General features: G+C 68.5%; 11 protein-coding genes. 4 read left to right on the top strand and 7 right to left on the bottom strand.

Annotation, left to right across the window (positions count from 1 at the left end; all coding sequences use genetic code 11):
- Positions 1 to 30: 30 nt before the first annotated feature.
- The 7 genes from RZE77_RS31465 to RZE77_RS31435 all read right to left on the bottom strand — a co-directional run bounded on the left by RZE77_RS31465 (position 31) and on the right by RZE77_RS31435 (position 8,479).
- Complete coding sequence (locus RZE77_RS31465; protein ID WP_319442603.1) at positions 31 to 1,119, bottom strand: tartrate dehydrogenase; 1,089 nt, start codon at positions 1,117 to 1,119, stop codon at positions 31 to 33.
- Entirely contained in the window at positions 1,116 to 2,771 is a 1,656-nt protein-coding gene (locus RZE77_RS31460) for an ABC transporter ATP-binding protein (protein WP_319442602.1), read from the bottom strand. The genes RZE77_RS31465 and RZE77_RS31460 overlap by 4 nt, the downstream gene beginning before the upstream one ends.
- Complete coding sequence (locus tag RZE77_RS31455) at positions 2,771 to 3,676, bottom strand: ABC transporter permease (protein ID WP_319442601.1); 906 nt, start codon at positions 3,674 to 3,676, stop codon at positions 2,771 to 2,773. The genes RZE77_RS31460 and RZE77_RS31455 overlap by 1 nt, the downstream gene beginning before the upstream one ends.
- A gap of 10 nt (positions 3,677 to 3,686) precedes the next feature.
- Positions 3,687 to 4,643: an ABC transporter permease gene (locus tag RZE77_RS31450; RefSeq protein ID WP_319442600.1), complete on the bottom strand. Its 957-nt coding sequence runs from the start codon at positions 4,641 to 4,643 to the stop codon at positions 3,687 to 3,689.
- 158 nt (positions 4,644 to 4,801) lie between these two features.
- The gene (locus tag RZE77_RS31445) at positions 4,802 to 6,424 is read right to left on the bottom strand and encodes an ABC transporter substrate-binding protein (RefSeq protein ID WP_319442599.1); all 1,623 of its coding nucleotides are present in this window, start codon (positions 6,422 to 6,424) and stop codon (positions 4,802 to 4,804) included.
- Between the two features lie 68 nt (positions 6,425 to 6,492).
- Positions 6,493 to 7,785 (bottom strand): NAD(P)/FAD-dependent oxidoreductase, encoded by a 1,293-nt coding sequence (locus RZE77_RS31440; protein WP_319442598.1) that lies wholly within the window; start codon positions 7,783 to 7,785, stop codon positions 6,493 to 6,495.
- 28 nt (positions 7,786 to 7,813) lie between these two features.
- Complete coding sequence (locus tag RZE77_RS31435; protein ID WP_319442597.1) at positions 7,814 to 8,479, bottom strand: haloacid dehalogenase type II; 666 nt, start codon at positions 8,477 to 8,479, stop codon at positions 7,814 to 7,816.
- A gap of 501 nt (positions 8,480 to 8,980) precedes the next feature.
- Here RZE77_RS31435 and RZE77_RS31430 point away from each other — a divergent pair.
- The 4 genes from RZE77_RS31430 (at position 8,981) to RZE77_RS31415 (ending at position 13,813) form a co-directional block, all read left to right on the top strand.
- The gene (locus tag RZE77_RS31430) at positions 8,981 to 9,859 is read left to right on the top strand and encodes a GNAT family N-acetyltransferase (protein ID WP_319442596.1); all 879 of its coding nucleotides are present in this window, start codon (positions 8,981 to 8,983) and stop codon (positions 9,857 to 9,859) included.
- Positions 9,860 to 10,156: 297 nt separating this feature from the next.
- Positions 10,157 to 11,089: a 2-hydroxyacid dehydrogenase gene (locus tag RZE77_RS31425; RefSeq protein WP_319442595.1), complete on the top strand. Its 933-nt coding sequence runs from the start codon at positions 10,157 to 10,159 to the stop codon at positions 11,087 to 11,089.
- A 64-nt stretch (positions 11,090 to 11,153) separates the two neighbouring features.
- The gene (locus tag RZE77_RS31420) at positions 11,154 to 11,513 is read left to right on the top strand and encodes a hypothetical protein (RefSeq protein ID WP_319442594.1); all 360 of its coding nucleotides are present in this window, start codon (positions 11,154 to 11,156) and stop codon (positions 11,511 to 11,513) included.
- Positions 11,514 to 11,641: 128 nt separating this feature from the next.
- Complete coding sequence (locus RZE77_RS31415; RefSeq protein ID WP_319442593.1) at positions 11,642 to 13,813, top strand: TonB-dependent siderophore receptor; 2,172 nt, start codon at positions 11,642 to 11,644, stop codon at positions 13,811 to 13,813.
- The last annotated feature ends 15 nt before the right edge of the window (positions 13,814 to 13,828 follow it).

Raw genomic sequence — 13,828 nt, 5'->3', positions numbered from 1 at the left:
GGTCGAAAAGGTCTTGGATGAATGGAGAGATCAGGCGGCGGCCACACGTTCGGCAATGGCTGTTCCAACTTCGGTGGTGGAGGCCGTGCCGCCCAGGTCGCGTGTGCGCGGCCCGTCGCGCAGCACCGCTTCGATGGCGCCCAGGATCGCATCGTGCGCGGCGCGGCCTGCGCCCTGGCCCTGTGTGAGGAAGTCCAGCATCAGCGCGCCCGACCAGATCATCGCGATCGGGTTGGCGATGTTCTGGCCGTAGATGTCGGGCGCCGAGCCGTGCACCGGCTCGAACAGCGAGGGAAACTTGCGCTCCGGGTTGAGGTTGGCCGAGGGTGCGAGGCCGATGGTGCCGGTGGTGGCCGGGCCGAGGTCGGAGAGGATGTCGCCGAACAGGTTGCTCGCCACCACCACGTCGAAGCGCGTGGGCTGCAGCACGAAGCGCGCCGACAGGATGTCGATGTGCTGCTTGTCGATGGTCACGTCCGGATAGTCGCGGCCGATGGCGTCGGCGCGGCCGTCCCACCAGGGCATGCTGATCGCGATGCCGTTGCTCTTGGTGGCCACCGTGAGGTGCTTTCTCTTGCGCGACCGGGCAAGCTCGCAGGCGTACTTGAGCACGCGGTCGGTGCCATGGCGCGAGAACACCGATTCCTGGATCACGATCTCGCGCTCGGTGCCCTCGTACATCACGCCGCCGAGCGAGGTGTATTCGCCCTCGGTGTTCTCGCGCACCACCAGGTAGTCGATGTCGCCGGGCTTGCGGCCGGCCAGCGGGCAGGGCACGCCTTCGAACAGGCGCACCGGGCGCAGGTTGATGTACTGGTCGAACTCGCGGCGGAACTTGAGCAGCGATCCCCAGAGCGAGACATGGTCGGGCACGGTCTCGGGCCAGCCGACAGCGCCGAAATAGAGTGCGTCCACACCGCGCAGCTGTTCCTTCCAGTCGTCCGGCATCATCTGGCCGTGCGCGGCGTAGTAGTCGCAGCTGGCCCAGGCGATGGTGCGGCAGTCGAGCTCGAAGCCGAAGCGCTCGGCGGCGGCCAGCACCACGCGCAGGCCTTCGGGCATCACTTCCTTGCCGATGCCGTCGCCGGCGATCAGCGCAATGCGGAACGTGGGGGTCATGCGAGTGCTTCCCTGGTTGATGGCGTGGCTGTCGCGGCTGCTGCTGCGTGGTCCATGTCGTCGAGCCAGCCCTGGCGCAACTCGGGCACGGAACGCGCCAGCAGGTCGTAGTAGGGATGGTGCGGACCGCGTTCGTAGTCGGCGCGCGCCACCTGCGAGAGCTTGCGGCCGTGCTGCATCACCACGATCTCGTCGCACACCGAGCGCACCGTGTGCAGGTCGTGGCTGATGAAGAGATAGGACACGCCGAGCTCGCGCCGCAACTCGGCCATGAGGTCGAGCACCGCCGCGGCCACCACGGTGTCCAGCGCCGAGGTCACTTCGTCGCACAGGATGAGGTCGGGCTCGGCCGCCAGTGCGCGCGCCAGGTTCACGCGCTGCTTCTGCCCGCCCGAGAGACCGCCCGGCAGGCGGTCGGCCACCGTGCGCGGCAGCTTCACGAGGTCGAGCAGTTCGAAGATGCGCTGCTTGAGCGGCTCGCCGCGCAAGCCCTTGTAGAACTGCAGCGGCCGCGCCAGGATGCGCCAGATGGTCTGCGAAGGGTTGAGCGCCGTGTCGGCCATCTGGAACACGATCTGGATGCGGCGCAGCTGCTCGCGATCGCGCTGCTGCAGCGTGGGCGCGAGCGCGTGACCGTCGAAGGTGACGCTGCCGTGGCAGGGCTTGAGCAGGCCGGCGACGGCCCGTGCCAGCGTGGTCTTGCCCGAGCCCGATTCGCCGATCACGCCAATGGCCTGGCCGCGGTAGAGCTTGAGGTTGATGTCCTCGAGGATGAGCTTGGCCGGCTGGCCCTTGGCGTCCACCGCGCCGTAGCCGCACGAAAGCTGGTTCACGTGAAGCAGCAGCGCGGAATCGCCCGAGGCCTGGCCCGATGCGCGCACCGCGGGTCGCGCGGCCGCGAGCAGGCACTTGGTGTAGTCGTCGGCCGGGGCGGAAAGGATCTGCCCGGTGGCATTGAGCTCGCTCATTCGGCCGTTGCGCAGCACCAGGATGTGGTCGGCCATTTGCGCGACCACGGCCAGGTCGTGGCTCACGTACACGGCGGTGGCGCGGCGCTCGCGCACCACGCGGCGGAAGGCGCGCAGCACCTCGATCTGCGTGGTCACGTCGAGCGCGGTGGTCGGCTCGTCGAGGATCACCAGTTCGGGGTCGCCGATCAGCGCCATGGCCGCCATCAGCCGCTGCAGCTGGCCGCCGGAGACCTGGTGCGGATAGCGCGCGCCGATGTTTTCCGGGTCGGGCAGCGCCAGCTCGCGGAACAGCTGCACCGCCTTGGCCTCGGCCTCGGCCCGCTTGCACAGGCCGTGGATGACCGTGGGCTCGACCACCTGGTCCATGATCGTGCGCGAAGGGTTGAAGGAGGCGGCCGCGCTCTGCGCGATGTAGGAGACCGTGCGGCCGCGCAGCCCGCGCTGCCGCGCCGCATCGAGTGCCAGCACGTCGGTGTCGCCGATCTGCACCCGGCCGGCCGAGATGCGGCAGCCGCTGCGTGCATAGCCCATCAGCGCGAGCGCGGTGGTGGTCTTGCCGGAACCCGATTCGCCGATCAGCGCCAGCACTTCGCCGGGCTGCACCGAGAAGCTCAGGTTGTCGACCAGCGTGTTCGCGCCGGCCACGATGCTGAGGCCCTGGACAGTGAGTGGTGCGCCCATCAGCGTGCTCCTCTTTCCCTGGCCGAACGGCCGGGCAGGTTGTCGATGACGAGATTGACCGCGATGGTCAGGCTCGCGATGGCCAGTGCCGGCACGATCACCGAGGCCCCGCCCATGGCGAGCGCACCGATGTTCTCGCGCACCAGCGAGCCCCAGTCGGCCGCCGGCGGCTGGATGCCCAGGCCCAGGAAGCTCAGGCTCGCCAGCAGCAGCACGACGTAGACGAAGCGCAGGCCCAGGTCGGCCAGCATCGGGCCCAGGATGTTGGGCAGGATCTCGCGCAGCATGATGTAGAGCGTGCCCTCGCCGCGCGTGCGCGCCACGGTCACGTAGTCGAGCGCATTGATGTTGACGGCCAGCGAGCGCGCCATGCGGTAGGCGCCCGGCACGTAGATGATGGCCGCCGTGACCACCAGCATCGGCACCGAGGAGCCGAAGCCCGCCACCATGATGAGGGCGAACATCTTGCTCGGGATGGCCGTGAGCGTGTCCAGGCCGCGGCTGAGCACCGCGTCGATCCAGCGGCCGCTGGCGGCAGCCAGCAGCGCCAGCACGGTGCCGGTGCCGCTGGCCAGCAGCGTGGCCAGCAGCGCCACGCCGACCGTGTAGCGCGCGCCCTGGATGATCAGCGCCAGCATGTCGCGGCCGAGGTAATCGGTGCCGAGCCAGTGCGCGGCGCTGATCGGCTCGAAGACGTTCGAGGTGCCCATGGCCGCAGCGCTGTGCGAGAGCAGCCAGGGGCCGAGCAGCGTCGCGAGCAGCCAGAACAGCAGCACCGCGAGGCCAAGCAGGCCGGAGGCGCCGAAGCCCGCGAGCCAGCGCAGCGGCCCGGAACGGCGCTCTTGCGGCGCTGGCGCCAGTAAGGCCGTGGCGCTCACGGCCGTTGGAGAGGTGGACGTTTCCATGGCGTTTCCTTCAGCGGTGCCGCAGCCGCGGGTTGGCGAGAATGCCGCAGACGTCGGCCGTCGTCACCAGGATCAGGTAGGCGCAGCAGAAGATCATGGCGCAGGTCTGCACCAGCGGCATGTCGCGCTGCGAGACGCCGTCGACCATCAGCTTGGCGATGCCCGGGTAGTTGAAGATGGTCTCGACGATGATCACGCCGCCCAGCAGGTACGACAGGCTCAGCGCCACCGCGTTGGCAATCGGCCCCACCGCGTTGGGCAGCGCATGCGCAAGCACCATGCGCATCGGCGAGGCGCCCTTGAGGCGCACCATCTCGATGTAGGGCGCCTCGAGCTGGTCGATCACCGCGGCGCGCGTCATGCGCATCATCTGCGCGACGATCACGCAGCACAGCACCAGTACCGGCATGGCAAAGGCGCGCAGCATCTGCCCGATCGACTCGATGTCGTTGACGAAAGAGAGCGCCGGCAGCCATCGAAGCTGCACCGCGAACACCAGCACCGCCAGCGTTGCGACCAGGAACTCCGGCACCGACACCACGCCCACGGCCGTCGTCGAGGCGGCGCGGTCGAACCACGAGCCGCGCCACACCGCCGAGGCGATGCCCAGCGCCAGTGCGATCGGCACCGAGAACAGCGCCGTGACGGCGGCCAGCAGCAGCGAGTTGGGCAGGCGGCTGGCAACGAGTTCGCCGACCGGCATCTGCGTGGTGCTCGACGTGCCGAGATCGCCCTTCAGCAGCCCGCCAAGCCAGCGCGCATAGCGAAGCGGCGCCGGCACGTCCAGGCCCATCTGCGCGCGCAGCGCGGCCACCGCCTCGGGTGTGGCGTCCTGGCCGAGCTGCTCCTGCGCGGCATCGCCCGGCAGCACCGCGGTGATCGAGAACACGACCACCGAGACCGCCAGCAGCGACAAGAGCGCCAGCGCGATGCGCTGGCCGAGGAGTTTGAGAATGACGTGATTCATATCAGTGACTTCTCTGCGCTATGCGCTTCACGCCCACCGCGGCCGGCGAAGCCAGGCCCGTTCGGGGAACACCGCGGAACCGGCTTTGCCGGGCCGCTGGTGTTGCCCCCGGTGAGGGGGTTGGCGGCTACACGAAGTGAGCAAGACTGGGGGAGAGCTCATGTTTCGAGCCACACGTTCTCGGCGAAGTTGTAGCCCATGAGGCCGCCGAGCGGGATGGGCGACAGGCCCTTGAGCTTGGAGCTGTGGCCGTCGAGGCTCGAGAGGAACAGCGGAATGCCGATGCCGGCGTCCTGGTGGATCATGGTCTGCATGTCGGCATACATCTGCTTGCGCTTGGCCAGGTCGGTCTCGGCGCGCGAAGCCACGAGCAGCTGGTCGAACTTTTCGCTCTTCCAGCGCGACTCGTTCCATGCCGCACCCGACTGGAAGAACTGCGTCAGCAGCACGTCGGCGCTCGGGCGCGGGTTGACGTTGCCGAAGCCGACGTGGCTGTTGAGCCAGTGGTTCGACCAGTAGCCATCGGCCGGCATGCGCTTGATGTCCAGCTCCAGACCCGCGCGCTGCGCCGTCTGCTGCAGCAGCAGGGACATCTCCACCGAATAGAGCGCCGCGGGCGATGCCACCATCGGCACCTTGCCGGTGATGCCGGACTTCTGCAGGTGGAACTTCGCCTTGTCGAGGTCGAAGGGGCGCTGCGGCAGGCCGGCGAAGTAGAAGCGGTTGGTCGGGTCGATCGGCTGGTCGTTGGCGACCACCGCGTAGTCCAGCGCAATGGTTTTCTTCATCTGCTCGCGGTCGAACAGGTGCTTCATGGCGAGCACGAAGTCCGGGTTGGCGCCGGGGCCCACGTCCTTGCGCATCACGAGGTCGGAGTACTGGCCCGACTGGGTCACGAAGATGCCGAAGCCGGGCGTTCCCTTCACGCGCGCCACCGAGCGCGGGTTGACCGAGCCGACCAGGTCCATGCCGCCCGAGAGCAGTGCGTTGACGCGCGCGCTCTCGTCGCCGATGCCCACGAACTCGATCTCGTCGAGGTAGGGCTTGCCGGGCTTCCAGTAGGCGTCGTTGCGCACCATCAGCGAGCGCACGCCGGGCTTGAATTCCTTGAGCTTGTAGGGGCCGGTGCCGATGCCGGCGTTGAAGTCGGTGGTGCCTTCCTTGACGATGTGGAAGTGGAAGGTGCCCAGGATCACCGGCAGGTCGGCGTTCGGCGCGCTGAGCACGAAGGTCACTTCGTTCGGGCCGGTCGCCTTGGCGCTTTCGATCTGGTCGGCAAGGATCTTGGCCTTGGAGGCGGTGGCCGGGTCCTTGTGGCGCATCACCGAGAACACCACGTCGGCGGGCGCGAGCGCCTTGCCGTCGTGGAAGACCACGCCCTTGCGCAAGGTGAAGACCCAGGTCTTGGCATCCTTGGTGGTGAAGGATTCGGCCAGCGCGGGCTGCGGCGTGAGGCTGGCGTCCAGCGTGGTCAGGCCGTTGTAGACCATGTTGCAGCGCGAGTAGTCGGTCTGGTTCGACTGCTTGGCCGGATCGAGCGTGTCGGTGGCGGCGGCCGTGGCGCCTGCCACCCGGATGCGCCCGCCCTTTCTGGGCGTCTGCGCATGCGCGGACACCGCCATGCCCGCCAGGCTGCCGGCCAGCGTGGCCTGCATGCCGCCGGCCATCAGCATTGCCAGGATGTCGCGCCGCGATGCGCCGCGTTTCAGCGAATCCATCACGCGAAGGCTTTCGCCGGGACCGACGAGGTTTTCGAACCTCTTGTTGCTGCTGTCGCTCATGGTGGGTACTCCTGGATTGATCCCTTGGGTTGAAGAACACGAAACGAAAACGCGTAGCTCGCAGGAGGTCAGGCCAGCCTGTCCTTGAGCGTGTAGTAGAGGCCCACCGCCGGCAGGAACCATGGCGGGCCCAGGTGGCCTGGAATGGCGGGCCAGTCGCGGCCCTGCCAGGGGTTGGCGCCGGCGTCGCCGTTCATCACGGCGGCCATGCGCTCGCCCATGTGAACCGACATTTGCGTGCCGTGGCCGCTGTAGCCCATCGCGTAGTAGAGGCCGTCGCGCTCGCCGGCATGGGGCAGGCGGTCCTGCGTCATGTCGACCAGTCCGCCCCAGCAATAATCGAGCCGCACGGCGCCGAGCTGCGGAAAGGTCTCGGCGAGCCCGGCACGCAGGATCTCGCCGCTCGCGGCATCGGCCTGCGGGCTGGAGACCGAGAAGCGCGCGCGGCCGCCGAACACCAGCCGGTGGTCGGGCGTGAGCCGGAAGTAGTGGTGGATGTTGGCCACCGTCGTGTAGGTGCGCCGGGCCGCGAGCAGCGCCTGCGCGCGCTCGGCGCCGAGCGGCTCTGTGACGACGATGAAGCTGCCGATCGGCACGATGCGCCGGCGCAGCCAGCCGAAGCTGCCGTAGCCGCCATGGCGTGTGGCGCCGGTGGCCAGCAGCACCTGCTGGGCGGTGACGATGCCGCCAGCGGTGTGCAGACGGTGCGCATGGCCCTGGCCGAGGCGCTCGACGCGGTTCACGGCCGTGCCGGTGTGGATCTGCGCACCATGGCGCTGCGCGGCCTCGGCCAGGCCCTGGGCGAAGCGGCCCATGTGCATCTGGCCGCTGCGCTTGTAGAGCAGGCCGCCGTGGAAGCGCTCGCTCTGCACCTCGCTGCGCACTTGCGCTGCGTCGAGGATCTCGACATCGGTGTCCACGCCGTCGGCGACCAGGCGCTCGGCACTGCGTTCGAGCGCGGCCATCTGGTGGGCACGCGTGGCGAGCTTGAGCTTGCCGTGGCGCATGAAGTCGCAGTCGATGGCTTCGTCGCGCACCAGCCGCGCCACGGTGTCGACCGCGTCGTCGTAGGCACGGTACCAGGCGCGGGCCTTGTCGATCCCGACCCTGGCGGCCACGTCGGCATAGTCCACTGCGAGCCCGTTGTTCACGTGCCCGCCGTTGCGGCCCGACGCCTCGGCCGCCACGCGGCTGCCGGCCTCCAGCACCGCGACGCGGGCACCGCGCTTCGCCAGCGCCAGCGCCGCCGACAAGCCGGTGAAGCCGCCGCCCACCACCGCAACGTCGACCTGCGCCGGCAGTGCATGCACTGCGGGAGCGAAGGCGGGCGCGGAATCGGTCCAGTAGGAGTCGAGCTTCATGGCGTGGGACTTGTGCGAGATAAAAAAATCAGAGACCGACGACGCCGGGCAGGCCGCCGATGTCCTGGATCTCGGTGTAGCGGTAGGCCGGGTTGCCCGGGCCGTGGCCGCGGTTCACGAACACCTTGTTGACGATGCCGATGTCGTCGGCCGACATCAGGTCGTAGCGCAGGCTCGACGACACGTGCAGCACGTCTTCCGGGTTGCAGCCGAGCGAATCGAGCATGTATTCAAAGGCTTGCAGCCGCGGCTTGTAGGCCTGTGCCTGCTGCGCGGTGTAGACGCGGTGGAAGGGCGCGCCGAGCATGGCCACGTTCTTCTGGATCTGGTCGTCCGAGGCGTTCGACAAAATGACCAGCGGGATTTCCTTGGCGACCTTGGCCAGGCCGGCGGCCACGTCGTCATGCGGGCCCCAGGTGGGCACGGCGTCGTAGTACGCCTGGCCGTCGCTGTCGAGGTACTGGATCTTCCATTTCCTGCACAGGCGGCGCACCGCGTTCTTCAGCACCACCTCGTAGGGCTGCCACGCGCCCAGCACTTCGTCGAAGCGGTAGGCGGTGAAATCGGTGACGAACTGCGCCATCTGCTCGGGCCGGATGCGGTCGGCGAAGAGATCGGTGGTCAGCTCCTTCATGCGGAACCGGGTGAGGGTGCCGTAGCAGTCGAAGGTCACGTACTTGGGACGGAAGGTCATGGTCTCGAATCCTCTGTGAAGGGTGGCAATTGCGACAAACTCATTACGAAGCGATTGCAGCACGCCATCGCTCGGCGCATGTAGGGAAAAACGGCGCCTGGCGAAACGAAGCTGCGGTTTGCAGGGGCGTCGACGGCATGCCGTGCGGTGTGCCCTGCGTGCGTGCGGCCATGCACCTTGGTGCGCCGTTGCGAAGCCCGCGGGCACGCTTTTGAAGCGCAGCCTGGCTTCGGCCATCTGGCGTTCCGGGTCCTTGCCGTTGGGTGTTTTGCGGATCGAAGGCTTGCATGGCGGGGGTGGTGGAAAGTGGCGGTCGATCCTAGGCAGGTTGGCACAGCATTTGTGTGCGTATGCGGCCGCGCCGCCGCAGCGAATTGCGAAACCGGGGTGTGCTGCAACCGAAGCTTGCAAGTTGCGAAAGAGGCCTGTTTCGCTCTGGTGCGGCGCTGCAATGTCGTCCAAGATGGATGCGCCATTCCGCCCCAACAGAGAGTTTTCCCTATGCCTGAACCCACTTCGAACGCACCCGCCATGGATGGCGTGGTGCTCAGGCCGATGACGGCCGCCGATCTTCCACAAGCGCATGCGCTCTCGGCCGAGCTGCGCTGGCCGCACCGTCCCGCAGACTGGGAGCAGGTGTTCCCGCATGCCGACGGCATTGCGGTCGAGCGCGACGGCGAGATCATCGCCACCGGCCTGCGCTGGCGCTGGGGCCAGCGCCACGCCACCATCGGCCTGGTGATCGTCACGCCCGCCTGCCAGGGCCGCCGCATCGGCCATCGCCTCATGAGTGCGCTGCTCGATGGGCTCGAGGACCGCACGGTGCTCCTGCACGCCACCGCGGAAGGGCGCGGGCTTTATGAGCGGCTCGGTTTTGTGCGGACCGGCGAGGTGCGGCAGCACCAGGGCATTGCGCAGCCCGCGCCGCTGGTTGCACTGGAGCCCGGCTGGCGCCTGCGGCCGGCCGGCCTGAACGAACTGCCCGCGCTGCAGGCACTCGACGCGGCCGCGCGAGGCATGCGGCGCGACGCGCTGATCGCCGAGCTGCTGCAAAGTGCCGATGCCTGCGTGGTGCTCGACCACGACAACGAGCCGAAGGGTTTTGCGATGCTGCGGCGCTTCGGCCGTGGCCATTCGATCGGCCCGGTGGTTGCGCCCGATGCCGAGGGTGCGAAGGCGCTGATTGCCCACCTTGCAGGTTTGAACGCCGGCCACTTCACGCGCATCGACATCGACTTCGACAGCGGCCTGGCCGAATGGCTCGAGAGCATCGGCCTGCTGCGCGTGGATGCGCCGACGACGATGGTGCGCGGTGAGCCGCTTGCTGTCGCGTCGCAGGGGCCGTCGCTGTTTGCTCTCGTTACTCAGGCTGTTGGATAGTTTTTTTCAGGGCGCGCTCCCGCCGACGGGGTACCTTGCTCCGCGAATGTCCCCCGGCCTTCGGCCTCCTCCTTGATTTCGCTGCGCAAGGCACCCCATCAGCGGGAGCGTGTTCGGAGCACCGGTTGATCAGCGGGTACACCACGAACGTGCCCCAGTGCACAGGGCATCGGGTGCTCCCCGCAGCGAAATCAAGGAGGAGGGCGAAGCCCGGGGGACATTCGCGGAGGGGAGTACCCGGTGGCCTGTGCACCCGCCCCGAAAAAAAGAACACAAGCACACCAAATACATCCCATCATGAAGACCACCTTCCTCTACAAGTCCGACCCCGTACGCGGCCGCCAATGGGCCGAGGTGTTCGGGCAGCGCCGCCCCGATATCGACTTCCGCATCTGGCCCGACATCGGCGATCCGGCGCAGGTGCGCTTTCTCGCAGCCTGGGTGCCGCCAGAAAATCTCGCAGAGCGCTTTCCCAATCTCGAGGTGCTTTTTTCGTCGGGCGCAGGTGTCGACCAGTTCGACTTCGCGGCGCTGCCGTCTGCATTGCCCGTGGTGCGCATGGTCGAGCCCGGCATCGTGCAGGGCATGGTCGAGTATGTGACGCATGCCGTGCTCGGCCTGCATCGCGACATGCCGCAGTACCGCCGCCAGCAGCAGGAAGGCCGGTGGCAGCCGCTGCCGGTGCGGCCCGCAGGCGAGCGGCGCGTGGGTGTTCTGGGGCTGGGCTCGCTCGGCCAGGCGGTGCTGGCGCAGCTGGTCTCATTGGGCTTCGACTGCGCGGGCTGGAGCCGATCGCGGCATGCCGTTGATGGCGTGCAATGCCACGCGGGCAGCGACGAGCTTCCCGCGTTTTTGGCGCGCACCGACATCCTCGTATGCCTGCTGCCGCTCACCGATTCGACACGCGGCTTTCTCGATGCGAAGCTGTTCTCGATGCTGCCGATGGGCGCCGGGCTGGTACATGTGGGCCGCGGGCCGCACCTGGTCGAACATGACTTCCTCGAAGCGCTTTCCAGCGGCCGCATCGGCGATGCGGTGCTCGACGTGACCGACCCCGAACCGCTGCCGCCCGCGCATGCCTTCTGGCGCCATCCGCGCATCCAGCTCACGCCACACATCGCGAGCATGACGCAGCCGCTGAGCGCCGCCGAAGCCGTGCTCGACAACCTGCGCCGCTTCGAGGCCGGCCAGCCGATGGCCGGGCTCGTGGACCGCGCGCGAGGTTATTGAACTGCTCTGGCCGCCATGGGGAAGGGCGTCCCCAAGGGTATGATCCCGGCCCTCCACTCCCGCCATGTTCCTGCGCCGCGCACTGACCCGACTCCTGCTGCTGGCCGTGTTCTTCAACACGGTCATCGGCATGCCCTTGCACGAGGCCGTGCATCTGCAGGAAGCGGGCGCCGCGGTGGCGGCATTGCCGGCCGCGCAAGCGAACGGCGATGCCGATGCCGCGGAGCATGGCCAGGAAGTGGATGGCGCGTGCGCCTGGTGCCTGGCCTACGCGCACCTGGGCACGGCACTGAGCTCGCCGCCAGCCGCGCATGCGCTGCCGGTGCACGCCAGTCTTCCAGGGCCGCAAGCACTGCCGCCCTTCGTTCCCAGCCCCGGCCGCTGGCCCTTCGCCTCGCGCGACCCACCTCGACTCCTGGCCTGAAGGCCGCCCTTGCGGCGGCAGCTTCGCTCGCGCCGCAGCCTCGTTCTGCGGCGTGAAGTCACGCGCCATGCGGTGCGGCCCTTGCCGGGCTCGCCGCTGCGCCCCTTCTTGCCTTGCCGAGTCTCCTCATGATTTCCATCCAATGCCCGGGGGCCAGCGCGCCTCTTCGTCTTCCTCTTCGTCTTCCTCTGGCGCTCGCGGTCGCAGCGATGTTCGCCGGCCCTGCAATCGCCCAGTCTTCCGGGGCCGGCCCTGAGGCCGCCCAGCTGTCCACGGTCGAAGTGGTCGGCCGCACCGAGTCGGGCGCCTACCACTCGGAAGAAGCCGCAGGCGCCAAGACCGAACTGCCGCTGCGCGAGCTGCCGCAGTCGGTTCGCATCGTCACGCGCCAGGCCATCGACGACCTGGGCGCGACCAAGCTCGACGACGTGCTCGACTACGTCGGCGGCGTCTCGCGCCAGAACAACTTCGGCGGCCTGTGGGACAACATCGCGATCCGCGGCCTGCCGGGCAACGAAAGCACCGGCATGGCGACGCTGCTGAACGGCTTCTCCTCGAACCGCGGTTTCAACGCGCCGCGCGATCTCGCGGGCGTCGAGCGCATCGAATTCCTCAAGGGAACGGCCGCCGCGCTCTACGGCAGCAGCGAGCCCGGCGGCACGCTCAACATCGTGTCCAAGCGGCCGCTCTGGCAGGCCGCGCATTCGGTCGAAGGGTACGCCGGCAGCCACGGCCTGAAGCGCGGCGCCTTCGACAGCACCGGCCCCATCGGCGAGAACCTCGCCTACCGGCTCAACGCCGCGGTGGAAGACCGCGACAGCTTCCGCGACCATGTGGGCGCCAGGCGCGAGGTGATCGCCCCGGCCTTCACCTGGAAGCTGGGCCGCGACACGATGCTGGAGTACGCGGGCGAGGTGCTGCGCCACCGGACGCCGCTGGACCGCGGCGTGGTCGCGGTGAACAACCGGCTGGGCGCGATCCCGCGCAGCCGCTTTTTCGGAGAGCCCGCCGATGGCGACGTCACCGTCGACAACCAGACCCACCAGTTCGTCCTCTCGCACGAATGGAGCCCGGACTGGCGCAGCCGCGTGGGCCTGTCCTACCGCGAGACCTCGATCAACGGCTTTGCCACCGAAGCGGCCGCGCTGCAGGCCAACGGCAACCTGACGCGCCAGCGGCGTTTCCGCGACTTCGACTCCAGCGACACCGCCGTGCAGGCCGAGCTCCAGGGCAAGGTCCGCACGGGCGCCATCGAGCACGAGCTGCTGTTCGGCGTGGAGAGCTTCCGCTTCAGGATGGATTCGCTGATGCTGCGGGCCAACCCCAGCGCCGCGCGGCCCTACGCCATCAACATCTACAACCCGGTCTACGGCCAGCTCCAGCCCACGCCGCTCGCGAACATCGATACGCTGGAGCGGCAGCGCGGCACCGCGTTCTACGTGCAGGACGCCGTCAGGCTCGCGCCCGAATGGCGGCTGGTGGCCGGTGTGCGCGTGGACACCTACCGCCAGTCGCTGCTGAACCGCCGCACGGGCATCACGGCCGACCAGGATCCGTCGGCGACCTCGCCGCGCATCGGCCTGAGCTGGCTGCCGACGCCGCAGTGGACCTTCTACGCGAACGCGGGCCGTTCCTTCCGCCCCAACGTCGGCTCCGACTTCGCGGCGGCCAGCTTCGCACCGGAGACCGGCCGCGCGCTGGAGCTCGGCACCAAGTGGGAGAGCGCGGACCAGCGCATCGGCGCCACCGCCGCGCTGTTCGACATCCGCAAGCGCAACGTGCTGACGGCCGACCCGGTGAACACCGGCTACTCGGTCTCCGCAGGCGAGATCCGCAGCCGCGGCCTCGAACTCGACTTTGCGGGCCAGGTCACGAGGAACTGGCGCATCAACGCGAGCCTGGTGCTCAACGACGTGGAGATCGCGAAGGACAACAGCCTGGAGGTCGGCGGGCGGCTGCTCAACGTGCCCAGGGTCAACGGCAGCGTGCTCGCGGTCTACGAGGATGCCTTTGCCAACGGCCAGCGCTACGGCATCGGCGGCGGCATCACGCACATGGGCAAGCGCCTGGGCCAGGCCCGTACGCAGGCCGAGGCCGCCGCCGGCACGCCCGCCTTCGACCTGCCGGCCTACACCACCGCCAAGCTGGTCGCGTACTGGCGCATCAATCCCAAGCTGCGCCTGACGCTCGACGTCGACAACCTATTCGACACCACCTACTACACGAGCTCCTACAGCCGCGTGTGGGTGACGCCGGGCAGCGGGCGCAGCGTCACCGTCGGCCTGCAGGCCAGGTTCTGAACGCAAGCGGATGCA

Source organism: Variovorax sp. SPNA7, from assembly GCF_033807855.1.
Classification (GTDB): Bacteria; Pseudomonadota; Gammaproteobacteria; order Burkholderiales; family Burkholderiaceae_C; genus Variovorax; species Variovorax beijingensis.
This window is presented reverse-complemented; position numbering and strand designations above follow the sequence as displayed.

Coding starts and splice junctions, on each gene's coding strand:
- RZE77_RS31465 (WP_319442603.1), bottom strand. CDS start 1,119: ATGACCCCCACGTTCCGCATTGCGCTGATCGCCGGCGACGGCATCGGC.
- RZE77_RS31460 (WP_319442602.1), bottom strand. CDS start 2,771: ATGGGCGCACCACTCACTGTCCAGGGCCTCAGCATCGTGGCCGGCGCG.
- RZE77_RS31455 (WP_319442601.1), bottom strand. CDS start 3,676: ATGGAAACGTCCACCTCTCCAACGGCCGTGAGCGCCACGGCCTTACTG.
- RZE77_RS31450 (WP_319442600.1), bottom strand. CDS start 4,643: ATGAATCACGTCATTCTCAAACTCCTCGGCCAGCGCATCGCGCTGGCG.
- RZE77_RS31445 (WP_319442599.1), bottom strand. CDS start 6,424: ATGAGCGACAGCAGCAACAAGAGGTTCGAAAACCTCGTCGGTCCCGGC.
- RZE77_RS31440 (WP_319442598.1), bottom strand. CDS start 7,785: ATGAAGCTCGACTCCTACTGGACCGATTCCGCGCCCGCCTTCGCTCCC.
- RZE77_RS31435 (WP_319442597.1), bottom strand. CDS start 8,479: ATGACCTTCCGTCCCAAGTACGTGACCTTCGACTGCTACGGCACCCTC.
- RZE77_RS31430 (WP_319442596.1), top strand. CDS start 8,981: ATGCCTGAACCCACTTCGAACGCACCCGCCATGGATGGCGTGGTGCTC.
- RZE77_RS31425 (WP_319442595.1), top strand. CDS start 10,157: ATGAAGACCACCTTCCTCTACAAGTCCGACCCCGTACGCGGCCGCCAA.
- RZE77_RS31420 (WP_319442594.1), top strand. CDS start 11,154: ATGTTCCTGCGCCGCGCACTGACCCGACTCCTGCTGCTGGCCGTGTTC.
- RZE77_RS31415 (WP_319442593.1), top strand. CDS start 11,642: ATGATTTCCATCCAATGCCCGGGGGCCAGCGCGCCTCTTCGTCTTCCT.